The sequence below is a fragment of the Paracoccus sp. MC1854 genome, assembly GCF_014164635.1.
Taxonomy (GTDB): Bacteria; Pseudomonadota; Alphaproteobacteria; order Rhodobacterales; family Rhodobacteraceae; genus Paracoccus.
This window is the reverse complement of sequence record NZ_JACJFU010000004.1, coordinates 1-23,580: the sequence shown is the minus strand read 5'-3', so window position 1 is coordinate 23,580 and position 23,580 is coordinate 1. Positions and strand designations below refer to the sequence as shown.

Genomic DNA, 23,580 nt, shown 5'->3' with positions numbered 1-23,580 from the left:
CTCGCTAAACCCGGCGAGCGTCCCCATGCGCTCGGGACCGGATCGGCAGGCGGGACGAGATGGCGGCAAGGCTGGGCAGCACGGCGGATCAGTTGCAGGACGCGGACCCCGCCGCCGAGGCCGAGGCCCTGCAGGCGCGCGTGGCCGAGGCCGACCTCGCCTATCACCGCGAGGACGCGCCGATCATTTCGGACGCCGAATACGACGCGCTGAAACGCCGCCTCGCGGCGCTGGAGGCCGCGCATCCCCAGCTTGCCGCGCCGGACAGCCCGACCCAGACCGTCGGCGCCGCGCCCTCGGAACGCTTCGCCAAGGTGCGCCATGCCCAGCGCATGATGTCGTTGGGAAACGCCTTCTCGCGCGCCGAGGTGGAGGAGTTCGTCGCGCGCCTCCGCAGCTTCCTGAACCTGCCCGCGGGCGCCCCCATGCCGATGACCGCCGAGCCCAAGATCGACGGGTTGTCGCTGTCCTTGCGCTATGAAGGCGGTCAACTGGTGCAGGCCGCCACCCGCGGCGACGGCACGACCGGCGAGAACGTCACCGCCAACGCCCGCACCATCGCGGACATCCCCCATACCCTGACAGGCGCCCCCGAGGTGCTGGAGGTGCGCGGCGAGGTCTACATGACCCATGCCGACTTCGCCCGCCTGAACGAAAGCGGCGTCGACCGCACCTTCGCCAACCCCCGCAACGCCGCCGCAGGTTCGCTGCGCCAGCTTGACCCCGCGATCACCGCCCGCCGCCCGCTGCGCTTCTTCGCCTATGGCTGGGGAGAGGTCAGCGCGCCTCTCGCCCCCACCCAGTCCGGCGCGATTGCCCGACTGGCCGAACTGGGCTTTCAGACCACGGACCCGCGCCTCTGCCACGGCGTCGATGAGCTGATGGCCGTTTGGTCCGATCTGGAACAGCGCCGCGCCACGCTGGGCTTCGACATCGACGGGGTGGTCTACAAGGTCGATGACATCGCGCTGCAGGAACGGCTCGGCTTCCGCGCCACCACGCCGCGCTGGGCGCTCGCCCACAAGTTCCCGGCCGAACTCGCCTGGACCCGCCTCGACCGCATCGAGATCCAGGTCGGCCGCACTGGTTCGCTTTCCCCCGTTGCCCGCCTGACGCCGGTCACAGTCGGCGGCGTCGTCGTCTCGAACGCCACCCTGCACAACGAGGACTACATCGCCGGCCACGATTCCCGCGGCCAGCCCATCCGCGAGGGCCGCGACATCCGCGAGGGGGACTGGGTGCAGGTCTATCGCGCGGGCGACGTGATCCCCAAGATCGCCGACGTGGACCTGTCGCGCCGCACTAGCCCTGCGCCCTACGCCTTCCCGACGACCTGCCCCGAATGCGGCAGCGAGGCGATCCGCGAGCCGGGCGATTCCGTCCGCCGCTGCTCGGGCGGCCTCGGCTGCCCCGCGCAGGCCATCGAACGCCTGCGCCACTTCGTCTCCCGCGCCGCCTTCGACATCGAGGGGTTGGGGACCAAGCAGGTCGAGGCCTTCTTCGCCGACCCGACCCTGCCGATCCGCGAGCCCGCCGACATCTTCACCCTCGCCGCCCGCGATGCGGCGGGCCTCGCACGTCTGAAGAACCGCGAGGGCTGGGGCGAGCGTTCCGCCGAAAACCTGTTCCGCGCCATCGAGGAGCGGCGGACGATCCCGCTGGCCCGCCTGATCTATGCCCTCGGCATCCGCCACGTGGGCGAGGTCGCCGCCGCCACGCTCGCCCGCCACTACGGCACGTGGGAGGCGCTGGTCTCGGCCCTCGACGCTGCCGCCCCCGCTGCCGCCCGCCACCGCGCCGCCGACGAGGCGGTCGCTGCCGAACGCGCCGCAGCCGCAGCCCAAGGCCGCCGCGCCTCGGTGTCCACCGCGCGCGCCGCTGTCTGGGCCGCCGACCCGCCGGTGCCGCCCGAATCCCGCGCCGCCTGGGACGACCTGACCGGCATCGAGGGCATCGGTGCGGTTCTGGCCGAGTCCCTGACCGCCAGCTTCGCCCAGCCCGCCGAGCGTGCCGTGATCGACCGGCTGGTGGCTTACCTGACGGTCGAGCCAGCCACCCCCGCCGCCAAGGCCTACAGCGCCATTGCGGGGCAGACGGTAGTCTTCACCGGCTCGCTGGAAAAGATGACCCGCGCCGAGGCCAAAGCGCGTGCCGAGGCGCTGGGCGCCAAGGTTGCAGGCTCGGTCTCCTCGCGCACCGATCTTCTGGTGGCCGGGCCGGGGGCTGGATCGAAGGCGGCGAAGGCCGCCGAACTGGGCATCCGCGTGATCGACGAAGACCAATGGCTGGCGATCGCTCGCGGGTGACGGGGGCCGGATCGCCCGGCGGCCCTGAACAGGCGGGCGGGCAGACGGACGATCCTTTCCTGCAGAACGACCAGCCCATTGCCGATGAGACGGGCCGGAACGACCAGGCACCTCGCGAGGCCGGAGGCAGGGCTTCCTACGAGTCCGACCAAGGGCAACGCTCGGTCAAACCCATCACGGGCGGACCTGTGAAAGATCACGGCCTAGCCCCGCGCGAGGCGGATACTCGGGCATCCGCCCAGCCCGAACAAGGGCAGCGCCCGGCAAGACCGATCAAGGACGGCTCTGCGGAGCGTTCAGGAGACAAGGAGTCTTCGCCGCACCTCGTTGCTGCGGAAAGACAAGGCGGCCTTTTCGCGCGCCCAGAGCAGGATCGACCCCCTCAGGACCGGGAAAATGAACCTGACATGGCAAGGTCAGGCGAACCTGCGCCCTCCGGACCCGCCACGGCTCCGCGTCCTTCCACACCGAAGGGCCGCCCGCCGGTCCTGTTCCCCCTTTTCGCGGGCGTCGAGACCCTGCCCGGCGTCGGTCCGAAGGCCGCCGAGGCCTTCGCCGCGCTGAACGTCACCCGCCCGCGCGACCTGCTGTTCCATCTGCCCAGCGCCGGCATCGCGCGCCGCATGGTCGCACGACTGGCCGACCTGCGCCCGCCCGAGATCGCCACCGTCACCGTTCGCGTGTTGCGCCACCACCAGCCCGCAAGCCGGGGCCGCCCGTGGCGGGTGATCTGCGCGGACGACTCGGGCGACCTCGCGCTGGTCTTCTTCCACGCCCGCGCGCCCTGGATCGAATCGCAGCTTCCCATCGGCGCCATCCGCGTCGTCTCGGGCAAGGTCGAGCTGTTCGACGGCGTGGCCCAGATGATCCACCCCGACCATATCCTGCCGCCTTCGGACCCGCTGCCGTCCAGCTTCGAGCCGGTCTATCCGCTTGCAGGCGCTTTGACGCAGCGGATGGTCGCCCGCGCTGTCACTGCCGCAATCGACCGCGCCCCGCCCCTGACTGAATGGATCGAGCCCTCGCTTCTTGCCCAGCGGGGCTGGCCAGACTGGCTTTCCGCCATCAAGACCGCGCATGATCCCAGGGGCATGGACGACCTGTCGCTGCTGTCCCCCGCGCGCGAGCGCCTTGCCTATGACGAGTTGCTGGCCCACCAGATGACCCTCGCTCTGGTCCGCCGCGACCGCCGCCGCACGGCGGGCCGGATCACCAAAGGAGAGGGGCGGCTGCGGGACCGCGTGGTGAGGGCGCTGCCTTGGCCCCCGACCGGCGCGCAGACCCGCGCCGTGGCCGAGATCGCCGCCGACATGGCCAGCCCCCAGCGGATGAACCGCCTGCTGCAGGGCGACGTGGGTTCGGGCAAGACGCTGGTCGCGGCGCTGGCGCTGCTGGCAGCGGTCGAGGCGGGCGGGCAGGGCGTGCTGATGGCGCCGACGGAAATCCTCGCCCGCCAGCATCTCGCCGCACTGACGCCGCTGGCCGATGTTGCCGGAGTCCGCATCGCCCTGCTGACGGGCCGCGACAAGGGCGAGACGCGGGAAACCCTGCTGACCGACCTTGCCGCGGGCCGCATCGGCGTGCTGGTCGGCACCCACGCCGTCTTCCAGCCGGGTGTTGAGTTCCACGATCTGCGACTGGCCGTGATCGACGAACAGCACCGCTTTGGCGTGGCCCAGCGGCTGGAGTTGGCCGCCAAGGGCCTGCGCCCCGACATGCTGGTGATGACCGCGACCCCCATTCCCCGCAGCCTGGCCCTTGCGCAATACGGCGACATGGACCTGTCGGTGCTGGATGAAAAGCCGCCGGGCCGCAAGCCGGTGGTCACGACCGTCCTGCCCGACTCGCGCATCGAAGAGGTCGCCGCCCGCCTTCAAACGGCGATGGACCGCGGCGCGCGGGCCTATTGGGTCTGCCCGCTGGTCGAGGAAAGCGAGTTGGTGGACCTGACCGCCGCCGAGGACCGCTTCCAGATGCTGCAGGCGCGTTTCAGCGACCGCGTCCGGCTGGTCCACGGCCAGATGCCGCCCGAGGCGCGCGACGCGGCGATGGCCGACTTCGCCGAAGGGCGCGCCCAGCTTCTGGTCGCGACGACGGTGATCGAGGTCGGCGTCAACGTCCCGGAAGCGACCATCATGGTGATCGAGCGCGCCGAAAGCTTCGGCCTCGCGCAACTGCACCAGCTTCGCGGACGGGTGGGGCGAGGCGAGGGCGCATCAAGCTGCCTGCTGCTCTATCACGAGCCGCTGTCCGAGGGCGCCCGCCGCCGCCTGCAGATCCTGCGCGAAACCGAGGACGGCTTCCGCATCGCCGAGGAGGATCTGGCGATGCGGGGGGCCGGGGACGTGATCGGAACCGCCCAGTCCGGGCTGCCGCGTTTCCGTGTGGCCGACCTCGAACGGCAAGCCGAACTGCTGGCGACGGCCCGACAGGACGCGCGCCTGCTGCTGGATCAGGACCCTGATCTTTCAGGCGGGCGGGGACGAGCGGTTCGGATGCTGCTTTGGCTGATGGAACAGGACCGTGCCATCGGACTGATGGCGGCCGGCTGAGGTGACATCTGTGCGGCGCGCAGCAACAGCCTGACATCATGCCTGTTTCTGGCCCCGCAAGGCTGCAGGAAGCTGCCTGAACGGAGGCTGCTACCATCTCGATGGCAAGCAGGCTGAGGCTTTGCACGCGCATCAGGGGCGCAAGGTCCAGCCATTGGACCGTCGATGATTTCGGCGTCTCTCCCCCTTTCGGGAAACCTCGGGGGCGAAGCTACGGAACCCGATCGCCGCTGCTGGCGGTCGGCAGCATGCAGGGTGCGAATCGACGGCAATGCGATGCGTCGCGCCGTCGGGCCGCAAGGATGACGGACGACCCGCCGTCCTCGCGTTGCAACGGTGAGCGTGCTGATCGCAGCAACCAAGCCAGGCAAGGAAAACATCTGGGAAATCAGGCGGAAGGGGAGCGCCAGACTAGGGGAAAGAAGCCACTGAACAAGCCGCCACGACCTCTGGCCCTCTGAATGTTCTCTGAAAGTTCTTTACAGATAGTCTCGCAGATGAGAACAAAGCGTTAACCCTGATGGAGAACTGACATGAAACCATCCGCCGAAATCGAAGTTCTGGGTGACATGCTTTGCGTTGCCTCAATCGCGATTGCCACGGTTGCGATGCTGTGGCTGCCAGCCCTCATCTGATGCACCGGACCGGAAGTGCAGCGCGGCACTCGCGTCCGACCTGACCTGTCTGAAGCGAGCAAACCCGTGAGTTCTGCATCAGCCCATGCATTCCTGAAGCTATATCAGCGCACAACTATGCAAAGAGAACCGCTGGCTACCTGCAGCGGTCACCGTGGCACGCAACCGCGGCGCATGGCGGACGCGCTCCTGTCCATCCGGCTGATCTCAGCGCAGTTTCGGTGCGCTGAGGACGCAAAAAGGATGTCCGCCAATGCTGACTGCAGCAGACTTAACCTCACAGGCGGGCGCAGCGACCCGACAGTGAACATCTACCGGCGCCTGCCGATCAGTTTCACCCTTGTCGGAACAGGTGACACCGAACCACCCCGCTGCGCTTCATCCCGGCGACAATGTCGCTCAGTAACTGCGGATCAGCCCGACAAGCCGGCCCTGGATGCGAACCTTGTCCTCGGGCAGCACGCGGGTCTCGTAAGCCGCGTTGGCCGCTTCCAGCGCGATCATTCCGCCGCGGCGGCGGTAACGCTTCAGCGTGGCTTCGGCGCCCTCGACAAGCGCCACGACGATGTCGCCATTGTCGGCCGTGTCCTGTTCGCGGATCACCACCACGTCGCCATCATTGATCCCTGCCTCGATCATCGAATCGCCACGCACTTCCAGCGCATAGTGATGTTCGCGGCCTGTCAGCATGGTCCCCGGCACCGCGATATGGTGCGACACCTCCGAGATCGCCTCGATCGGCACCCCCGCGGCGATGCGCCCCATGACCGGCAATTCCACTGCCGGGCTGTCCACGATCGGCATCGCCCCACGCGGACGCGGTGGCCGGTCGTTCGAGATGACGCGGGGCTTGAACCCGCCGACCTCGGCCTCGTTCCGCATCAGGGCCTCGGGAAGGCGGACGATTTCCAGCGCGCGGGCGCGATGGGGCAGGCGGCGGATGAAGCCGCGTTCCTCAAGGGCAGTCACGAGCCGGTGGATCCCCGATTTCGAGCGCAGGTCGAGCGCCAGCTTCATTTCATCGAACGAGGGGGGAACACCATCGCGAGCCATGCGGGACTGGATGAATTCCAGCAATTGGATCTGCTTCTTGGTCAGCACGGCGTGTTTGTCCCCCAGCCTGACAGGTGCGTTCGGCTTATGTTCTAGGATCGACCCCGTCTCGCGTCAATGAATAACCTGATTCGCCTGAACAAAAGGTTAACAAGTCAGGGGGATGTAGCGAATCCGTGCCCCAGCCGTCCGGGCCGGATCGTCCGCCGGCCGGATCAGCAGCGCCTGCGCCCCGGCCATCAGCGTCAGCCGCGCCGAGTCCTGATCCTCGAAGGGCGTGACCACGGTGCCATGCTCGTCCGCGGACAGCGTCGCGCGCAGATAATGCTGGCGATTGCCTTCCGGGGGCAGGTCGCGACCGAGGATGCCGTGGCGAATCCTCGGTCCCGCATCGGCCTCGCCCTGCATCCGGCGCAACAGGGGCTGCATGAACAGCAGCGCCGTCACGATGGCCGAGACCGGGTTGCCGGGCAGGCCGAGCATCGCGGTTTCCCCAAGCCTCCCGGCCATCAGCGGCTTGCCGGGGCGCATGGCGATGCGATGGAAGGCGCGCTTCATCCCGAGGCTTTCCGCCACCCGGCCGATCAGGTCGTGGTCGCCGACCGAGGCGCCGCCGATGGTCACGATCAGGCCTGCCCCCCGGGCTCGGGCGAACGATTGGCGCAGGCTTTCCTCGCTGTCGCGGGCGATGGGAAGGATCAGCGGCTCGGCTCCCGTCATGCGCGCAAGCGACGCCACCGCGATGTCGTTCGAGCTGATGATCTGGCCCGGGCCGGGGATCTCGCCCGGACGCACCAGCTCGTCGCCGCCCGCCAGCACGGCGACTTGCGGCTGGCGGGCGACGGTCACGCGCGGCACGTTCATCGCGGCCAGCAGCGCGAGGTCGGCAGGCGAAAGGCGGCGCCCAGCCGGCAGGCGGTCGCCCTGCGCAAAATCGTTGCCGCGGGCACGGATATGGGTGCGGGTGGACTGCCCGGACATCGTGATCCGGTCGCCGTCGCGGGTCATGTCCTCCTGCATCACCACGCGGTCGGCGCCCGAGGGCACCGGGGCGCCGGTGAAGATGCGGACGGCCTCACCCGCGGCCAGCGTTCCGGGCCAGGGGCGGCCGGCGGCGGCCTCGCCCACCACCCTCAGCGGCCCCGGCAGGTCGGCGTCGCGCATTGTATAGCCGTCCATCGCCGCTGAGTCGAAGGGCGGCTGGGTCATGGCGGAAACGGCATCGCGCAGCAGCACGCGGCCCAGAGCGTCCTGGATGTCCACGTCCTCGGGGCAGGGCGGATGCGCGAGGTCCAGCACCATCGCCAACGCCTGATCGACGGTCAGCAGCCCGCTCATGGCGTGGCCTCGAATGTGCCGGACTTGCCGCCGGTCTTGCGCAGCAGCCGGACGCCCTCGATCCGCATGTCCTTCTGCGCGGCCTTGAGCATGTCATAGACGGTCAGCGCGGCGACGGTGGCGGCGGTCAGCGCCTCCATCTCGACGCCGGTGCGGCCGGTGGTCCGGGCGGTCGCGGTGATGCGGATGCCGGGAAGCGCCGGGTCGGGGATCAGGTCCAGCGCGACCTTGTCCAAGGGCAGCGGATGGCAGAGCGGGATGAGGTCGGCCGTGCGCTTGGCCCCCATGATCCCGGCGAGCCGCGCCACGCCCAGCACGTCGCCCTTGGCCGCACCGCCCTGCGCGAGCGCGAGCGTTTCGGGCGACATGACGACGGCGGCCTCGGCCACCGCCTCGCGGGCGGTCGGCTCCTTGCCGGAGACGTCCACCATATGCGCCTGACCGCTCGCGTCGAAATGGGTCAGGGTCATGCGACCTCCAGGATTGCGCGGGTGGCGGCGGCGACGTCATCCTGCCGCATCAGGCTTTCGCCGATGAGGAAGCGGCGGACGCCGCCTTCCATCATCCGCGACAGGTCCTCGGCGGTGAAGAGGCCGCTTTCGCAGACAACGTCCCGCTCGCCCGCGATACGGGGGGCAAGCCGCAGCGTCGTCTCGATATCGACCTCGAAGGTCTTGAGATTGCGGTTGTTTATGCCGAGGAGCGGCGAGGACAGCCGCATTGCGCGGTCGAGTTCCCATTCGTCATGGACCTCGATCAGCGCGTCCATGCCCCAGTGGGTCGCGGCATCTTCCAGTTCGGCGGCAAGGGCGTCGTCCACCGAAGCCATGATGATGAGGATGCAGTCGGCGCCCCAGGCGCGGGCCTCGGCCACCTGATAGGGATCGTGCAGGAAATCCTTGCGCAGCACCGGCAACTCGCAGGCCTCACGGGCAGCGATCAGGAACTCGGGCGCACCCTGGAACGAGGGGCCGTCGGTCAGGACCGACAGGCAGGCCGCGCCGCCTTCCTGGTAGGCCTCGGCCAGACGGGGCGGGTCGAAGTCGGGGCGGATCAGGCCCTTGGAGGGGCTGGCCTTCTTGATCTCGGCGATCAGGGCCGGGCCGGTCGCCGCCTTGTCGGCCAGCGCGTGGGCGAAGCCGCGCACAGGGGGCGCGGCGCGGGCGTCGGCCTCGACCCGGGACAGCGACCGGGCGGCCTTGGCGGCGGCGATTTCCTGAAGCTTGTAGCTCTTGATGCGTTCGAGAATATCCATGCCCGCAGTTAGCCCCTAGCGGCGGCCGGAAGCAACTGCGGCTCAGGCCGTGGTCCAGTCGATGGGGCGCAGGTCATGTTCGGCCAGCCAGTCGTTCACTCGGCTGAAGGGGCGCGAGCCGAAGAAGCCGCGCTTTGCCGACAGCGGCGAGGGATGGGCGCTTTGCACCACAAGGTCCTGCGGGCGCGGTAGGCCCTGCGCCACCTTCTGCGCGTGGGCACCCCAGAGGATAAAGGCGAGGGGGCCGTGCTGCTGCGCCTCGACAATGGCTTCTTGGGCGAGCCGCTCCCAGCCCCAGCGGGCATGGGCGCCCGCCTGACCGGGTTCGACTGACAGCGCGGTGTTGAGCAGCAGCACGCCCTGTCGCGCCCAGGGGGTCAGGTCGCCCGAGGCCGGGCGGACGCCGAGGTCGGCCTCGAGTTCCTTGAAGATATTGGCAAGCGAGCGCGGCAGCGGCACGCCCTTGTTCACCGAAAAGGCGAGGCCGTTGGCATGGCCGGGCGTGGGGTAGGGGTCCTGTCCCAGCAGGACCACGCGCACGTCCTGCGGCGCGACGGCCTGAAGCGCCGCGAAGACGCGGTCGGGGCCGGGCAGCCAGTCTTGACCCTGCAGGCGGTCGCGGATGGCGGGCCAGGCTTCGGTGAAGAAGGGCAGGTGCGCCCAGGCTGGCGGCGACAGCGGCTGCGTCACGGCCGGAGCCTCCGGTGGGGATATTTGGGGCCGAAAGATGTCATCGGGTGCTTACGCTTCCGCAGTGCCGGTGATCGCGGCGAGTTGCGCGAGCTTCTGCTTCGCCTTTCCCGAGTCGAGGGAGTCGCGGGCGATCTCGGCCCCTTCCCGCAGGGTCGCGGCGCGGCCTGCGATCACCAGCGCGGCTGCCGCGTTCAGCAGGACCGCATCGCGATAGGCGCCCTTTGCGCCGTCCAGCAGCGCGCGCAAGGCAGCGGCATTCTCGGCCGGCTCTCCGCCGATGATGTCATCGAAGGGATGGACGGGGAGGCCGGCATCCTCGGGCGAGATCTCGAACTCTGTGATCTGGCCGTTCTTGAGTTGCGCCACCTGGCTGGGTTCGGCGATGGACAACTCGTCGGTGCCGTCGCCGCCGTGGACCAGCCAGGCCGAGGTCGAGCCGAGTTCGCGCAGGGTTTCCGCCATCGGCCGCAGCCATTCGGCCGAGAAGGCGCCGGTCAGTTGCGCCCTGACACTCGCCGGGTTCGTCATCGGGCCGAGCAGGTTGAAGATCGTCCGCGTTCCCAACTCGTGCCGGGCCGGCCCCACATGGCGCATGGCGGGGTGATACGTGGTCGCCATCATGAAGCAGATGCCGCATTCATCCAGCGACCGCTGCGCCTGCGCCGATCCGCCCATGACGTCCAGCCCCAGATGGGTCAGCGCATCGGCCGAGCCGGATTTCGACGACAGGTTGCGGTTGCCGTGCTTGGCGACCGGCACGCCCGCGCCCGCCACCACGAAGGCGGTCGCGGTCGAGATGTTCAGCGTGCCCTTGCCGTCGCCTCCGGTGCCGACGATATCGATGGCGCCGTCCGGCGCGGTGATGCGGTTCATGCGGGCGCGCATGGCGCGGACGGCGGCGGCGATCTCGTCCACCGTCTCGCCGCGCACCCGCATCGCCATCAGCAGCCCGCCGATCTGCGCGGGCGTGGCCTTGCCGTCGAAAAGGGCGCCAAAGGCGGCCTCGGCTTCCTCCCCGGTCAAGGGGCGGGTGGCGGAAATGCCGATCAGCGGCCGGATGTCGGTGGGCGTGGTCATGCGGCGGTCTCGACCGCGTTGGAACAGCGGCGCAGGAAGCTGGCGATCATCTCGTGCCCGTGTTCGGACCGGATGCTTTCAGGGTGGAACTGCACGCCCTCGATGGGGAGGCTGCGATGCACCAGTCCCATGATCGTGCCGTCGCCCGCAGTCGCCGTGACGCGCAGGGAATCCGGAAGGGTCTCAGTTTCCACCGTCAGCGAATGATAGCGCGTGGCCCGCAGGGGCGAGGGCAGGCCCGCGAAGACCCCGGTGCCGTCATGGGTGATGGCGTCGGTCTTGCCATGGACGATGCGGGGCGCGCGGATGACGCGGCCGCCGAAGGCCTCGCCGATCGCCTGGTGGCCGAGGCAGACGCCCAGCAGCGGCATCCGCGCTTCGGCCGCGGCCCGGATCAGCGGAACGATGATGCCAGCCTGTCCCGGCGCGCAGGGACCGGGCGAGACGAGGATGCCGTCGGCACCCCGCGCCAGCGCCTCATCCACCGTCAGGGCGTCGTTGCGGATGACCTCGACCTCGGCTCCGGCCTCGCCAAGATAGTGGACGAGGTTCCAGGTGAAGCTGTCGTAATTGTCGATCATCAGAATCGACGGCCTTCTTGCGCCCGCTGCAGGAGCGGGAGAGGAAGGCCGGACAATGGCCGTGGAAGTCATCGGCGCCTCGCAACAGGGTCGGGGTTCTGGAGCCGCCAAAGGGGGATGGCCCGGCGGCGGCGGTAGGCTATAGATGCTCCCAAGCCGCGCGGGGGGTCAACCCCGCCGGATGCTTTCGCGCCGCCGTCTGGCGGTCGAGGATATGTGACGGACAGGCAAGGGGCGATGGCATGGCGGGTTTCCGGACCGGGCTGGTTCACGGCACGCTGATCTGCGGCGCGACGCTGGCCGCGCTGTCGCTGGCCTTTCCCCGGAGTGCCGAGGTCGAAGCGGAGCGGGGGCTGAAGACGGTTTCGGCGGCAGCCCAGCCTGAACCGCAGCCATTGCCCGCCGGCCCACCCGCAAGCGCGAACCCGCCCTTCATGCCGGTTCAGCCCGATGCTCCGGCGGCTGCGCCAGCCCCTGTTCCCTTGCCGCCGCAAGAGGTCACGGCAGCGGGTCAGCCCGCCAAGCCCGCTGCATCTTCTGTGCAAGCGCCCGTCATGGCTGCGCCGGATGCAGCCGAGGTGCCGGAAATCGCCCCCGCGAATACGCTGGCCGTCCCCCGCGACCCTGCAGGCCCGGCAGAGCGGCTGCCCGATCCCATCGGCTCGGATTTCCGGCGTGGTTCGGACGATCCACCGCTGGTGCCTGCGGCTTCCCCCGCATCTGTCGAGCGCCACGTTCCTCGCAGCGTCGCGGCCAGCGAGGAAGGGGCGCCGCCACCCGCCCCGGCCTCGGTCGAGGCCCCGCCCCTTCCGACGGCACCCGCCCTGTCCGATCTGCCTGCTCCCCAAGCCTTCGTGCCGGAACCGCTCATCCTGCCTGTCGAGGAAGGCCCTGCACCTGTTACTGCTCCCGGCCGCGTTGCCCTGCCCCAACTGGACAGCGCGCCCGAGCCGCGCAGGCCGCTGGACGAGACGCTTGCGACGGCCATGCGGGAACCCACCGCTTCTGCAGCGCCAGTGGACCCGCCTGCGCCGGAACCTGCAGCCGGCCCGCAGCCTGCCGTGACGGAAACGGCCGGGGCCTCGCAGGACGGCCCTGCCCGTGCCCCACGCCCCGCGCCCGACCTGTCGATCCCGCAGGCCTTGTTCGCGCCCGCCGCCGGCCCCCGCAGTGCCCCCGCATTGCCCCAGCCTGCGGCGGCGACTCCGGTTCGCCCCGACCTGTCCGACATCAACCCCGGAGCCTCGCGCTGATGCTGCCCCTGAACCCCGATCTCGCCGCCACCTTCCGCCCCCCGGTGATGGAGGCGCGGCGCTGGCTGCAGGGGCTTGCCGCCGATCCAGAGCGTCCGCTGATCAACGTCAGCCAGGCCGCGCCCGTCGATCCGCCGCCCGAGGGGCTGCGGCAGGCCATCGCGGATGCCTCGCTGACCCGCGCGGAGGCGCATCTTTACGGTCCCGTCCTCGGCAACCCCGACCTGCGCGAGGCCGTCGCCGCAGAATGGAGCCGCGCCTATGGCGGCAGCCTGACCCCTGCCAATGTCGCGATCACGCAGGGCTGCAACCAGGCCTTCTGCGCGGCCATCGCCACGGTCGCGCGGGCAGGGGACGAGGTCATCATCCCGGTGCCGTGGTACTTCAATCACAAGATGTGGTTGGACATGCAGGGCATCCGCGCGGTGCCGCTGGCCTGCGGGCAGGGGATGGTGCCCGACCCGGATGCCGCCGCCGCTCTGGTGACGCCCAACACCAGGGCGCTTGTGCTGGTCAGCCCCAACAACCCCTCGGGCGCCGAATACCCGGCCGAGGTGCTGCGCGGCTTTTACGACCTCGCCAGCCAGCAGGGCCTAGCGCTGATCCTTGACGAAACCTACCGCGACTTCGATTCGCGCGACGGCGCGCCGCATGACCTGTTCACGGACCCCGACTGGGGCGACACGCTGATCCAGCTTTATTCCTTTTCCAAGGCTTACCGCCTGACCGGCCACCGCGTCGGCGCCCTGGTCGCCAGCGAGTCGCGGCAGGTCGAGGTGGAAAAGGTGCTGGACACCCTCGCCATCTGCGCCCCGCAGCTTGGCCAGATCGGCGCCTTGTGGGGGATGCAGCACCTGCGCGACTGGCTGGCGGGCGAGCGGCAGGAGATCCTGTGCCGCCGCGCCGCCATGACCCGCGCGATGGCGGGGCTGGAAGGCTGGCGGCTCAAGGGCTGCGGCGCCTATTTCGCCTGGGCGGAACATCCCTTCGCGGAAAGCTCGGCCCAGCTTGCGCCAAGGCTGGTGCATGAGGCGGGCGTGCTGCTGCTGCCCGGCACGATGTTCATGCCCGAAGGCGACCCCGAGGCCGCCCGCCATGTCCGCATCGCCTTTGCCAATGTGGACGAGGCCGGCATTGCCGCGCTGGCGGAACGGCTTGCCGCCGTCGCCGCCTGAGCCCGCCCCAAGCGGCGGCTTGCCCGGAACACCCCCGCGCCCTAAGAACGCGGGCGAATTGCACCAGACAAGGGAACCAGCCGATGAGCAGCCTGCGGACCAAGGGAAAATCGACGGTGGTCTGGCTGCTGATGGGGATGCTGCTGCTGGGCCTCGGCGGCTTCGGGATCACCAACTTCTCGGGCATCGGCTCGGCCGCGATCGGCGCGGTGGGGGATACCGAGATCGACGGCGACGACTACCTGCGCGCGGTGTCCTCGGAAATCCGCACGCTGGCCGCCCAGACCGGCCAGACCCTGACGCCCGAACAGGCCCGCGCCATCGGCATCACCCGTAACGTGCAGGCCCGCCTGTTCACCGCCGCGGCCCTTGAGGAAGAAGCCCGGCGCATCGGCCTGTCCGTGGGCGACGAGACGGTGCTGCGCGACCTGACCACCGCGCCGGGGTTCCAGACCACCGGCGGCCAGTTCGACCCGGCCCGCTATCAGGATGTTCTGCGGCAGGAGGGCCTGCGCCCCGCCGAGTTTGAGGAGGATGTCCGCATGGACGCCGCCCGCCTGATCCTGCAGGACGCGGTCGTGGGCGGCGTCATCGCCCCCCGGACGCTGCGCGACAACACCGCCGCATGGATTCTGGAACGCCGCGACTTTTCCTGGGACGAGCTGACCAGCGAAGATCTCGGCGCCCCGATTTCCGCCCCGGATGACGAGACGCTGGCCGCCTGGCACCAGGGCAACGCCGCCCGCTTCACTGCGCCCGAAGTGCGGCGGATCACCTTTGCCTGGCTGACCCCCGAGATGCTGGTGGACAGCGTCGAACTGGACGAGACCGCGCTGCGCGACCTTTATGAAAGCCGCATCGACGAGTTCCGGCAGCCCGAGCGCCGCATGGTCGAGCGGCTGGTCTATCCCTCGGAAGCCGATGCCGCCGCCGCCAAGGCCCGTCTGGATACCGGGGAAGCCACCTTCGAGCAGCTTGCCGCCGAACGCGGGCTGACGCTGTCCGACATCGACCTGGGCGAGCCGTCCGAAGCCGAGCTTGGCGCGGCGGGGCCTGCCGTCTTCGCGCTTGACCAGCCGGGCGTCGTGGGGCCTGTCCAGACCCCGCTCGGCCCGGCGCTGATGTCCATGAATGCGATCCTCGACCCGGTGGACATCCCCTTCGAGCAGGCGGTGGTGGATCTGCGCGCCGAGGCCGCCGCCGACCGCGCCCGCCGGGTGATCGAGGAACAGGCGCATGACCTGGAAGACCGGATCGCCGGCGGCGCCACGCTGGAGGAACTGGCCGAGGCCACCGACATGGAGCTTGGCACCATCGCGTTCTCGGCGGAAACGCCCTCGGAAGGGATCGCCGCCTATCCCGGCTTCCGCGAGCGCGCCCGCGTTCTTTCCGAATCCGATTTCCCCCAGCTTCACCAGTTCGACGAAGGCGGCATCTTCGCCATGCGGCTGGACGAGCTTGTTGCCCCCGCGCTGATCCCCTTCGATGAGGTGCGGGACGAGGTGCTGGCCGACTGGACCGCCGCCGAAACCCGGCGCGAGTTGAAGGCCCGCGCCGAGGAACGCGAGCTGGTGGTCGAATCCGAGGCCGAGGCGAATGCGCCGGCCAGCACCGACGAGACCGTGGGACCGGCCGCGCTTGCGCCCGCACAGGGCTTTCAGGTCGCCACGGATGTCGAGCGTGACACCGGCATCGAGGGCGTGCCGCAATCCGTCGTCGCCGACGGCTTCCGCCTGACCGAGCCGGGCGAGGTCGCCGCCGTCGAGGCCGAGGGCCGGGTGTTCATCATCCGCCTCGACGCGATCAGGCCCGCCGACCTGACGGCCGAGGAAGCCGCGCCGATCGTTGCAGGCGTCGAAAACCGGCTGACGAACTCGTTGCAGGCGGACCTGTTCAACGCCTATGCCCGTGCCCTGCAGATGAAGCATGGGATCACGATCAGCGACAGTGCGCTCGCCGCCGCCGACGCGCGGCTGCAGTGATGGAGCTGACGCCCGACTTTCCTGCTTTCGAACGCGCCTGGGCCGAGGGCCGCAACCAGCTTGTGACGATCCGGCTGGCCGCGGACCTCGACACCCCTGTCAGCCTGATGCTGAAGCTGGCCGAGGCCGCGCCCTTGTCCTTCATGCTGGAAAGCGTGACGGGGGGCGAGGTGAGGGGCCGCTATTCCATCGTCGGGATGAAGCCCGACCTGGTCTGGGAATGTCGCGGCCGCCAGGCCCGCATCAACCGTCAGGCGCGCTATTCGGACAGCTTCGAGGACGACCCCCGTCCGCCGCTGGAGAGTCTGCGGGCGCTGATCGCCGAAAGCCGGATCGAGATGCCCGAGGGCGTGCCCGCCAGCGGCGCGGGCCTTTTCGGCTATCTGGGCTACGACATGATCCGGCTGGTCGAGCATCTGCCGCACGTCAATCCCGACCCCATCGGCGTGCCCGACGCGATGCTGCTGCGCCCCTCGGTCGTGGCCGTGCTGGACGGGGTGAAGGGCGAGGTGCTGCTGTGTGCCCCGGCTTGGGCTGATCCTGCGGTCCCTGCCCGCGCGGCTTACGCACAGGCCGCGGAACGGGTGATGGAGGCGCTGCGCGCGCTCGACCGCCAGCCTACGGAACCCCGCGCCTTGGGCGAGACCGTCGCCATCGGCGAGGCGCGATCCAACTTCACCCGCGAAGGCTATGTCGCGGCGGTGGAAAGGGCCAAGGATTACATCCGCGCGGGCGACATCTTCCAGTGCGTCCCCTCGCAACGCTGGGCCATCGACTTCCCGCTGCCGCCCTTTGCGCTGTATCGCAGCCTGCGGCGGACTAACCCTTCGCCCTTCATGTTCTTCCTCAACATGGGCAGCTTCCAGATCGTCGGCGCCTCGCCCGAGATCCTCGTGCGGCTTCGGGACAACGAGGTGACGATCCGCCCCATTGCCGGCACCCGCCCGCGTGGCGCGACCCCCGACGAGGACCGCGCAAACGAGGCGAGCCTGCTGGCCGATGAAAAGGAACTGGCCGAGCACCTGATGCTGCTGGACCTCGGGCGCAACGACGTGGGCCGGGTGGCCAGGGTAGGCACCGTGCGCCCGACCGAGGAGTTCATCATCGAGCGCTATTCCCACGTCATGCACATCGTCTCGAACGTGGTCGGAGAGTTGCGCGAAGGCGAGGACGCGCTGTCCGCCCTGCTGGCCGGGCTGCCTGCCGGCACCGTCAGCGGCGCCCCCAAGGTCCGCGCGATGCAGATCATCGACGAACTGGAACCCGAGAAGCGCGGCATCTACGGCGGTGCCATCGGTTATTTCGCGGCGAATGGCGAGATGGACATGTGCATCGCCCTGCGGACCGGCGTGGTCAAGGACGGCACGCTTTATGTGCAATCGGGCGGGGGCGTCGTCTATGACAGCGATCCGCAGGCCGAGTTCACGGAATGTCTTCACAAGTCCCGCGCGATGATCCGGGCCGCGGAAGGCGCGGCGCGGTTCGTGCGCGGGAACGGCTGACGCGCCGCCCGAGGGCGCGGGACTTGCGTGCCTCGGGCGGCGGGATCACCTGAGTTCCGGCTGGTTCTGCCGCCCGGCGGCCGGGTGGCGCATCGGTTCCTGATCCCGGTTGCGGCGGCGGATGCGCTGGGCCTCCTCGACCCGCATCCGGGCCTTCATCAGGCCCGCTTCCTCATCGTCGGTGTCAAGCGCAAGCTCGTAGCGGCGGATTTCCTTGGTCATGCCATCCTCCCCAGGCAAAGCAATCATACGAACGTCTTAGACGCCCGCAAGTTCCGGGGAACCTGCACGGGGTCGCATCGGTTCCTTCCGCATGACAAAGGAGACGACGATGACGCCCGATCCCAAAGACCCGACCGAGCCGCGCCACGCGGTCAGCGACCTCAAGCGCGGCGAATCGACCGAAATTGCAGACGAAGCCGCGCTGCAGAACGAATACACCGGCGAGGTCGAGCGCGATGGCATCCCGGCCAACGGCACCCAGCCGACCGAGGCCCGCGGCCCCGACGATGTCGGCGCCTGACCCGAAAAGGAGAATGAAATGGGCAACCTGACCTCTGAAACCGTTCGCTATGAACGCACCGAGGACGTGCGGTCGGACAACGCCGAGCGCGCCAAGCGCCAGCAGTCCGAGCAGGAAGCCGCAATCCAGGATCCGAAGACGAAAGAGGGCAACGTGCCCCCGGCGAACCCCGGCAAGGCCACGGGGTAATGCAGAAGGCCGGGGAAATCCCCGGCCTTTCGCCTAGTCGCTGCCCCGGTAGGGCTCGACATATTGCAGCGCCAGGTCCCAGGGGAAGAAGATCCATGTGTCCTGGGTGACCTCGGTGATATAGGTCTGCACCATCGGCTGGCCCTTGGGCTTGGCGTAGACCGTGGCGAAATGCGCTTTGGGATACATCTTCCGCACCAGTTCCAGCGTTCGGCCGCTGTCCACGAGGTCATCGACGACCAGCACGCCCTCGCCGTCGCCCATCATCTCGGGGTCGGGGGCCTTGAGCACCTGCAACTCGCCCTGTTCGCCCTTGCGATAGGATTTCACGCTGATCGTATCGATGGTGCGGATGTCCAGTTCCCGCGCGACGATCATCGCCGGGACCATGCCGCCGCGCGTGATCGCCACCACCGCGCGCCAGTCGCCGCCGCCCAACGGGGCCTTGTCCTGCAGCCGCCAGGCCAAGGCGCGGGCATCGCGGTGCATCTGGTCCCAGCTGACATGGAAGCCACGTTCATGCGGCAGGCGATCCGGGCGACCCTCGGAAGGGGACATGGGCGAACTCCTTTTCAGTGGCGGAGGATCAGCGTCAGGCCGAGCGCCCCGATCAGCGTGCCGGCGACGCGGTCGATTGCCGTCTTGGCGGCACGATAGCCCCGCCGCATCGGGCCTGTCGCCATCAGAACCGTCACGGCCGCGTAAAAGCAGACCTCGACGGTCAGCGCCACCAGATAGATGATCGCCGCCCCCGCCGTGGACAGGACCGGGAAGATCGTCATGATGACACCGGCGTAAAACAGCGCGGGCTTGGGGTTCGACAGGTTCAGCGCAAGACCCTGCAGGAAGCCGGGGCCGGTGACGGATTCGCCTTCCATCGCCAGCGGGTCGGCGGCGTGGCGCCACATCTGCACGGCGATCCAGATCAGATAAGCGCCGCCCAAGAACCGCAGCACCGTATAGGACTGTGGCAGCACCCGGAACAGCACCGTCAGGCCGAAGAGCGCAAACAGGCACCAGAAGGACGCCCCGATCGCCAGCCCCATCGCATAGGGCATCGACGCCTGCCGCCCGCGGGCGGCGGCCGACCGGCTGGCCGCGATGATCGCGGGGCCGGGCGACAGGATCGCCAGCGCCAGAGTCGCGACGAACAGGCCCAGAGCGGGCAGGGTGATCGCGCCCATCAGCGGCAGGTCATTCCGCGGCCTTGCGCCCCGTCACCGCGTCGATGTCAGGCGCATCCACCGCCTTCATGCCGACGACATGATAGCCCGCATCGACGTGGTGAGTCTCGCCTGTGACGCCCGACCCGAGGTCCGACAGCAGATACAGCGCCGACTTGCCCACGTCCTCGGTCGTGACGTTGCGGCGCAGGGGCGAGTTCAATTCGTTCCATTTCAGGATGTAGCGGAAGTCCCCGATCCCCGAGGCCGCCAGCGTCTTGATCGGCCCCGCCGAGATCGCGTTGACCCGGATGCCGTCCTTGCCCAGATCCTCGGCCAGATAGCGCACCGATGCCTCAAGCGCCGCCTTCGCGACGCCCATGACGTTGTAATGCGGCATCACCCGTTCGGCCCCGTAATAGGTCATGGTCAGGACCGAGCCGCCTGCCGGCATCATCGCCACCGCGCGCTGCGTCACGGCGGTAAAGGAATAGACCGAAATATCCATCGTTGTCAAGAAGTTGTCGCGTGTGGTGTCCACATAGCGGCCTCGCAGCTCCTCCTTGTCGGAAAAGCCGATGGCATGGACGAGGAAATCCAACTGCCCCCAACGCTCGCCCAGCGACGCAAATAGCGCGTCCACCGAGTCCATGTCCGCCACGTCGCAGGGCAGGACGATATCGGACCCAAGCTGGGCGGCCAGCGGCTCGACCCGCTTTTTCAGCGCCTCGCCCTGATAGGAAAAGGCCAGTTCCGCCCCCTGGTCCGCCAGCGCGCGGGCAATGCCCCACGCGATCGACTTGTCATTCGCAAGGCCCATGACAAGGCCCCGCTTTCCCGTCATCAGACCTGCAACCGGGCGCTCGCTTGACATGGATCGTTCCTCACGATTTCAACCTTTGGTGAGGATTAGGGCAAAGCATAAGGGGCATCAAGATGAGCGACCGCAGCGGCATTTTCGCGGGCGACGATCCCTTTGCGATCGCCCGGCGCTGGCTGGACGAGGCCGCGCGGACCGAGCCGAACGACCCCAATGCCATCGCCCTGGCAACGGTCGATGCCGAGGGCCTGCCCGACGCCCGCATGGTGCTGCTGAAGGAGATCGAGACGGGGCCGGACGGCGCCTTTGTCTTCTACACCAATTACGGCAGCGCCAAGGGCCGCCAGATCGCCGAAACCGGCAAGGCGGCCTTCGTCATGCACTGGAAATCCCTGCGCCGTCAGGTCCGCGTTCGCGGCGCCGTCACCCGCGAGGAAGGACCGCAGGCCGACACCTATTACGCCAGCCGGTCACTTGAATCCCGCATCGGCGCCTGGTCCAGCCGGCAGAGCCAGCCGCTGGAGAGCCGAAGCGCCCTGATGGCCGAGGTCGCCCGCCAGGGCCTGCGCCACGGGCTGTCGCCGAAGCGCCCGCCCTTCTGGGGGGGCTTCCGCATTTCCCCTGTCCAGATCGAGTTCTGGGCCGACGGCGCCTTCCGCCTGCACGACCGCTTCCGGTGGACGCGCGGGCAGGGCGGCTGGGACGTGATGCGCCTGCACCCCTGAAGAAGTTGCAACTTCAGGGCGATTGAACCTTGCGGCTGGCTGCGAAGTCCTTGATCCTGCAAATGTGAGAATGGTTTCCCTTGTGGTGATTTTATATTAACCCTTCTGGCGTTCACTGTCGGATCTTCCTTAAGCCATATCTGATGATTCCATCAGCAAAGAGTTAATTTTAACGAGATTTATGATGCGGGATGACAAGACACTGCCTGCCCGGCCAATCAAGGGCCGCGTGAAGTGGTTTGACCCCGCCAAGGGATTCGGTTTCATCGCCGACGCCGAGGGGGGCCCTGACGTCCTTCTGCATGGCAATGTGCTTCGCAGCTTCGGGCAAAGCTCGATCATCGAGGGTTCAGAGGTCGAGGTGCTGGCGGTCCAGACCGCGCGCGGGCGCCAGGCGATCGAGGTGTGTGCCTTGGCGCCGCCGCCGTCGGACGCGCCGCCGCCGATCGTCGAACTCGCGGACATGGATGAGGCCGAGGTCAGGGCGCTGCCGCTGCTGCCGGCGCGCGTCAAGTGGTTCGACCGCAGCAAGGGCTTCGGCTTTGCCAATGTCTTCGGCCGCAAGGGTGACGTCTTCCTGCACATCGAGGTGTTGCGCCGCTTCGGCTTTGCCGATCTCGTTGGTGGCGAGGCGGTCTGCCTGCGGGTCTTCGCCGCCGAGCGCGGCATGGTCGCGGCCGAGGTCGCGGCATGGGAAAAGGCCGTGACCGAGGGCCAGCCCCTCGCCGAATTCCAGGCGGATGCCGAGATGCTGGAAAAGATGCGCAGGCTTTCGGCACCGCCCGCCGATCCGCCGGACCTGCCCAGAAAGGTTCTTCCATGAACCTTGCCCGGACCGCGGCGCTTGCCGTGATGGCGGCCCTCGCCGGCATCGTTGCCGCGCAGGCGGCCGACTGTTCCCCCGGAACCGCGGTCCTGACGACGCCGCAAGGGACCGAAATCCGTGTCGCCGTCGAGATCGCCGACGATCCGGCCGAGCGGGCGCAGGGCCTGATGTGGCGCAAGGATCTGCCCGCCGGACAAGGGATGCTCTTCGTCTACGAAGCCCCGCAGCCGGTCAGCTTCTGGATGAAGAACACGCTGATTCCGCTGGACATCCTGTTCTTCGACGCCCGCGGCGTGCTGCGGCATGTGCATCCGCAGGCCCGTCCCCTGGACCTCGGCTCGATCCCCGGCGCCATGCCGGGCGATCCCGCCCCCGACCGGCTGCTGGTGCTGGAGATCGGCGGGGCGGAAGCTGCGCGCCGGGGGCTGGTTCCCGGCACGGTGCTGAGCCACCCTGCGGTGCCGCAATCCGGCGCTTCCATCCCCTGCGACTGAGCTTTCCGCTTTCGTCCCCCGCGCACCCGGTCTAGAAGACCCTTGGTCCGGGGCGTGGCGCAGCCTGGTAGCGCGACGGTTTTGGGTACCGTAGGCCGGAGGTTCGAATCCTCTCGCCCCGACCAGCACCTGGCTTGTTCCGAAGTGGACCGTTTCGCAGTTTCGTTCCTCGAACGGCCTTTTTGGCGGGTCTTAGCGTCCTTCACCGGCGAGTCATCAGACATGTGCTGAACGCCCGACAGTAGCTTCAAGGATGTGAGAGCGGGAAAGCGCCATGCTTGATTCGCAGGTCATGGTGGTGCCGCAGCGGCAGGCGGCAATACCACGGCCTAGATCAATCTGCTGCAGAGATCCTTCATCTGACGCCGAAGGATCTCAGGATCAGGACGAAACTCGGGGTGCGCTGTCAGGCTAGCGCGAGACGTGCCAGTGTTGCAGGAAGCTCGAGACCGGGCGGATGGATCAGCACTTCGCCAGCAACGCGCTTTGTCTGATCGGAATAAGACCACCTGAGAAAGGCTTCTGATCTGGTTGAGGCAGATGAGGGCACAGCCGAGGAGGACGAAGGCCTCGTGGATGTCGGCGCGGCGTTCGTAACGGATGGTCAGACGCCGGAAGCGGTTGAGCCAGGCAGGCGTTTGTTCGGCGACTCATCGGTGGCGGCCCAGTTTTCGCTGCTGTCCACTGTCTGCCGAGCGATGCGCGGTGGGGTCGCGCAGGCCGGGAATTCGGATCGGCAGCGGCGATTGTCGCAAGCCATGTCGGCGTGAAGCTTGTCGGGGCGCCTTTGCGGTCGACCGCAAGGTGGCGTTTCGTGCCCGGTTTGGCCCGCGATCCCTCGGGCTTGTCCCGTTCCCGGCAGCCACCTTTTCGCCGGCACGGCGGGGCTGTCGAGGGAGGCCCGGCTCCCGTCCGGCTGTCCATCATCCGGCAGGCGCTCCGGCAGCATGCGATGGAGCCCGGCCCGGATGCCGACCGTCGGCCGGTCCTGCAGCCTGCGCCAGCAGGCCATGCCGGAGCAGCCGAACTCGCCGGCAGCATCTGTCCGGGAATGCCGGAGCGGAGCACGAAGATGATGCCCGACAAGGCCAGGCGCCCATCGCAACCGCGCCCGGCCGCCCCCGGGCTGGTCCCGCCGCTTCGGCAGCAGCGGCGCAATCGCCGATCCCAGATCATCGGATACAAGATGCCTGCTCATACCCCCGCAACGCACAAGAGACGGTCTCCAGGTGCTCTAAGAGCATCTAACAAAACCTTCTGATCTGGTTGAGGCAGATGAGGGCGCAGCCGAGGATTACGAAGGCCTCGTGAATGTCGGCGCGTCGCTCATAGCGGATAGTCAGACGGCGGAAGCGGTTGAGCCAGGCAAGCGTTCGTTCGACGACCCAGCGGTGGCAGCCCAACCTCTCGCTGCTGTCCACTGTCCGCCGAGCAATGC

The 23,580-nt window shown here is 68.6% G+C and carries 23 protein-coding genes, 1 tRNA gene and 1 pseudogene; 12 read left to right on the top strand and 13 right to left on the bottom strand.

What is annotated here, in order from left to right:
- The first annotated feature begins 59 nt into the window (after nt 1–59).
- The gene (gene ligA / locus H5395_RS04645) at nt 60–2,306 is read left to right on the top strand and encodes an NAD-dependent DNA ligase LigA (protein WP_182791364.1); all 2,247 of its coding nucleotides are present in this window, start codon (nt 60–62) and stop codon (nt 2,304–2,306) included.
- Nucleotides 2,307–2,713: 407 nt separating this feature from the next.
- Complete coding sequence (recG, locus tag H5395_RS04640; protein ID WP_182791363.1) at nt 2,714–4,858, top strand: ATP-dependent DNA helicase RecG; 2,145 nt, start codon at nt 2,714–2,716, stop codon at nt 4,856–4,858.
- Between the two features lie 1,034 nt (nt 4,859–5,892).
- Here the strand turns inward: recG and lexA are convergent.
- From lexA to H5395_RS04605, 7 genes are all read right to left on the bottom strand, one after another.
- Complete coding sequence (lexA, locus tag H5395_RS04635; RefSeq protein ID WP_182791362.1) at nt 5,893–6,594, bottom strand: transcriptional repressor LexA; 702 nt, start codon at nt 6,592–6,594, stop codon at nt 5,893–5,895.
- Nucleotides 6,595–6,693: 99 nt separating this feature from the next.
- Nucleotides 6,694–7,875: a gephyrin-like molybdotransferase Glp gene (glp, locus tag H5395_RS04630; protein ID WP_182791521.1), complete on the bottom strand. Its 1,182-nt coding sequence runs from the start codon at nt 7,873–7,875 to the stop codon at nt 6,694–6,696.
- A 5-nt stretch (nt 7,876–7,880) separates the two neighbouring features.
- Nucleotides 7,881–8,354 (bottom strand): cyclic pyranopterin monophosphate synthase MoaC, encoded by a 474-nt coding sequence (gene moaC, locus H5395_RS04625; protein ID WP_182791361.1) that lies wholly within the window; start codon nt 8,352–8,354, stop codon nt 7,881–7,883.
- Nucleotides 8,351–9,139 carry an indole-3-glycerol phosphate synthase TrpC gene (gene trpC / locus H5395_RS04620; RefSeq protein WP_182791360.1) on the bottom strand — a complete coding sequence of 263 codons (789 nt, stop codon included), beginning with the start codon at nt 9,137–9,139 and terminating at the stop codon, nt 8,351–8,353. Before trpC ends, moaC begins: the two co-directional genes overlap by 4 nt.
- 42 nt (nt 9,140–9,181) lie before the next feature.
- Nucleotides 9,182–9,829 carry a uracil-DNA glycosylase gene (locus tag H5395_RS04615; protein WP_370576379.1) on the bottom strand — a complete coding sequence of 216 codons (648 nt, stop codon included), beginning with the start codon at nt 9,827–9,829 and terminating at the stop codon, nt 9,182–9,184.
- 51 nt (nt 9,830–9,880) lie between these two features.
- Nucleotides 9,881–10,909 carry an anthranilate phosphoribosyltransferase gene (gene trpD / locus H5395_RS04610; RefSeq protein WP_182791359.1) on the bottom strand — a complete coding sequence of 343 codons (1,029 nt, stop codon included), beginning with the start codon at nt 10,907–10,909 and terminating at the stop codon, nt 9,881–9,883.
- Complete coding sequence (locus H5395_RS04605; RefSeq protein WP_255440524.1) at nt 10,906–11,490, bottom strand: aminodeoxychorismate/anthranilate synthase component II; 585 nt, start codon at nt 11,488–11,490, stop codon at nt 10,906–10,908. Before H5395_RS04605 ends, trpD begins: the two co-directional genes overlap by 4 nt.
- A gap of 242 nt (nt 11,491–11,732) precedes the next feature.
- Between H5395_RS04605 and H5395_RS04600 the strand changes: the two genes are divergently transcribed.
- The 4 genes from H5395_RS04600 (at nt 11,733) to trpE (ending at nt 17,402) form a co-directional block, all read left to right on the top strand.
- The gene (locus H5395_RS04600) at nt 11,733–12,743 is read left to right on the top strand and encodes a hypothetical protein (protein WP_182791357.1); all 1,011 of its coding nucleotides are present in this window, start codon (nt 11,733–11,735) and stop codon (nt 12,741–12,743) included.
- Entirely contained in the window at nt 12,740–13,918 is a 1,179-nt protein-coding gene (locus tag H5395_RS04595) for an aminotransferase (RefSeq protein WP_182791519.1), read from the top strand. The genes H5395_RS04600 and H5395_RS04595 overlap by 4 nt, the downstream gene beginning before the upstream one ends.
- Nucleotides 13,919–14,001: 83 nt before the next feature.
- Nucleotides 14,002–15,900, top strand: coding sequence for a peptidylprolyl isomerase (locus H5395_RS04590; RefSeq protein ID WP_255440523.1), 1,899 nt, complete (start codon nt 14,002–14,004; stop codon nt 15,898–15,900).
- Nucleotides 15,900–17,402: an anthranilate synthase component I gene (gene trpE / locus H5395_RS04585; RefSeq protein ID WP_182791356.1), complete on the top strand. Its 1,503-nt coding sequence runs from the start codon at nt 15,900–15,902 to the stop codon at nt 17,400–17,402. Before H5395_RS04590 ends, trpE begins: the two co-directional genes overlap by 1 nt.
- 45 nt (nt 17,403–17,447) lie before the next feature.
- On the opposite strand, the gene H5395_RS04580 is transcribed toward trpE, so the two are convergent.
- Nucleotides 17,448–17,624, bottom strand: coding sequence for a hypothetical protein (locus H5395_RS04580; RefSeq protein ID WP_182791355.1), 177 nt, complete (start codon nt 17,622–17,624; stop codon nt 17,448–17,450).
- Between the two features lie 109 nt (nt 17,625–17,733).
- Between H5395_RS04580 and H5395_RS04575 the strand changes: the two genes are divergently transcribed.
- Both H5395_RS04575 and H5395_RS04570 read left to right on the top strand, forming a co-directional pair.
- Entirely contained in the window at nt 17,734–17,925 is a 192-nt protein-coding gene (locus tag H5395_RS04575; protein ID WP_182791354.1) for a hypothetical protein, read from the top strand.
- A gap of 18 nt (nt 17,926–17,943) precedes the next feature.
- Nucleotides 17,944–18,114 (top strand): hypothetical protein, encoded by a 171-nt coding sequence (locus tag H5395_RS04570; RefSeq protein ID WP_182791353.1) that lies wholly within the window; start codon nt 17,944–17,946, stop codon nt 18,112–18,114.
- 33 nt (nt 18,115–18,147) lie between these two features.
- Here the strand turns inward: H5395_RS04570 and gpt are convergent, their stop codons facing one another.
- The 3 genes from gpt to fabI are packed head-to-tail and all read right to left on the bottom strand — an operon-like array spanning nt 18,148 to nt 20,151.
- On the bottom strand, nt 18,148–18,672 hold the full coding sequence (gene gpt, locus H5395_RS04565) for a xanthine phosphoribosyltransferase (protein ID WP_182791352.1): 525 nt from the start codon (nt 18,670–18,672) through the stop codon (nt 18,148–18,150).
- Between the two features lie 14 nt (nt 18,673–18,686).
- Entirely contained in the window at nt 18,687–19,298 is a 612-nt protein-coding gene (locus H5395_RS04560; RefSeq protein ID WP_182791351.1) for a LysE family translocator, read from the bottom strand.
- Between the two features lie 10 nt (nt 19,299–19,308).
- The gene (gene fabI / locus H5395_RS04555) at nt 19,309–20,151 is read right to left on the bottom strand and encodes an enoyl-ACP reductase FabI (RefSeq protein ID WP_182791350.1); all 843 of its coding nucleotides are present in this window, start codon (nt 20,149–20,151) and stop codon (nt 19,309–19,311) included.
- A 62-nt stretch (nt 20,152–20,213) separates the two neighbouring features.
- On the opposite strand from fabI, the gene pdxH reads away from it, so the two are divergent.
- The 4 genes from pdxH to H5395_RS04535 all read left to right on the top strand — a co-directional run bounded on the left by pdxH (nt 20,214) and on the right by H5395_RS04535 (nt 22,267).
- Nucleotides 20,214–20,822, top strand: coding sequence for a pyridoxamine 5'-phosphate oxidase (gene pdxH / locus H5395_RS04550; RefSeq protein WP_182791349.1), 609 nt, complete (start codon nt 20,214–20,216; stop codon nt 20,820–20,822).
- Nucleotides 20,823–21,051: 229 nt separating this feature from the next.
- On the top strand, nt 21,052–21,645 hold the full coding sequence (locus H5395_RS04545; RefSeq protein ID WP_370576378.1) for a cold-shock protein: 594 nt from the start codon (nt 21,052–21,054) through the stop codon (nt 21,643–21,645).
- Nucleotides 21,642–22,142 (top strand): DUF192 domain-containing protein, encoded by a 501-nt coding sequence (locus tag H5395_RS04540; RefSeq protein ID WP_182791348.1) that lies wholly within the window; start codon nt 21,642–21,644, stop codon nt 22,140–22,142. The genes H5395_RS04545 and H5395_RS04540 overlap by 4 nt, the downstream gene beginning before the upstream one ends.
- Nucleotides 22,143–22,190: 48 nt before the next feature.
- Nucleotides 22,191–22,267 (top strand) — tRNA-Pro (locus H5395_RS04535).
- A gap of 396 nt (nt 22,268–22,663) precedes the next feature.
- On the opposite strand, the pseudogene H5395_RS04530 reads toward H5395_RS04535, so the two are convergent.
- Nucleotides 22,664–23,340 (bottom strand): annotated as a pseudogene (locus tag H5395_RS04530) (transposase); the annotation flags it as partial.
- 46 nt (nt 23,341–23,386) lie between these two features.
- The coding region (locus H5395_RS04525) for a transposase (protein WP_182791347.1) at nt 23,387–23,580 on the bottom strand (194 nt) is incomplete at its 5' end.

What these genes read in the sequence shown, in the direction of transcription:
- ligA (WP_182791364.1), top strand. Translation starts at nt 60, where the DNA reads ATGGCGGCAAGGCTGGGCAGCACGGCGGATCAGTTGCAGGACGCGGAC.
- recG (WP_182791363.1), top strand. Translation starts at nt 2,714, where the DNA reads ATGGCAAGGTCAGGCGAACCTGCGCCCTCCGGACCCGCCACGGCTCCG.
- moaC (WP_182791361.1), bottom strand. Translation starts at nt 8,354, where the DNA reads ATGACCCTGACCCATTTCGACGCGAGCGGTCAGGCGCATATGGTGGAC.
- trpC (WP_182791360.1), bottom strand. Translation starts at nt 9,139, where the DNA reads ATGGATATTCTCGAACGCATCAAGAGCTACAAGCTTCAGGAAATCGCC.
- trpD (WP_182791359.1), bottom strand. Translation starts at nt 10,909, where the DNA reads ATGACCACGCCCACCGACATCCGGCCGCTGATCGGCATTTCCGCCACC.
- H5395_RS04605 (WP_255440524.1), bottom strand. Translation starts at nt 11,490, where the DNA reads ATGATCGACAATTACGACAGCTTCACCTGGAACCTCGTCCACTATCTT.
- H5395_RS04600 (WP_182791357.1), top strand. Translation starts at nt 11,733, where the DNA reads ATGGCGGGTTTCCGGACCGGGCTGGTTCACGGCACGCTGATCTGCGGC.
- H5395_RS04590 (WP_255440523.1), top strand. Translation starts at nt 14,002, where the DNA reads ATGAGCAGCCTGCGGACCAAGGGAAAATCGACGGTGGTCTGGCTGCTG.
- trpE (WP_182791356.1), top strand. Translation starts at nt 15,900, where the DNA reads ATGGAGCTGACGCCCGACTTTCCTGCTTTCGAACGCGCCTGGGCCGAG.
- H5395_RS04580 (WP_182791355.1), bottom strand. Translation starts at nt 17,624, where the DNA reads ATGACCAAGGAAATCCGCCGCTACGAGCTTGCGCTTGACACCGACGAT.
- H5395_RS04575 (WP_182791354.1), top strand. Translation starts at nt 17,734, where the DNA reads ATGACGCCCGATCCCAAAGACCCGACCGAGCCGCGCCACGCGGTCAGC.
- H5395_RS04570 (WP_182791353.1), top strand. Translation starts at nt 17,944, where the DNA reads ATGGGCAACCTGACCTCTGAAACCGTTCGCTATGAACGCACCGAGGAC.
- gpt (WP_182791352.1), bottom strand. Translation starts at nt 18,672, where the DNA reads ATGTCCCCTTCCGAGGGTCGCCCGGATCGCCTGCCGCATGAACGTGGC.
- H5395_RS04560 (WP_182791351.1), bottom strand. Translation starts at nt 19,298, where the DNA reads ATGGGCGCGATCACCCTGCCCGCTCTGGGCCTGTTCGTCGCGACTCTG.
- fabI (WP_182791350.1), bottom strand. Translation starts at nt 20,151, where the DNA reads ATGTCAAGCGAGCGCCCGGTTGCAGGTCTGATGACGGGAAAGCGGGGC.
- pdxH (WP_182791349.1), top strand. Translation starts at nt 20,214, where the DNA reads ATGAGCGACCGCAGCGGCATTTTCGCGGGCGACGATCCCTTTGCGATC.
- H5395_RS04540 (WP_182791348.1), top strand. Translation starts at nt 21,642, where the DNA reads ATGAACCTTGCCCGGACCGCGGCGCTTGCCGTGATGGCGGCCCTCGCC.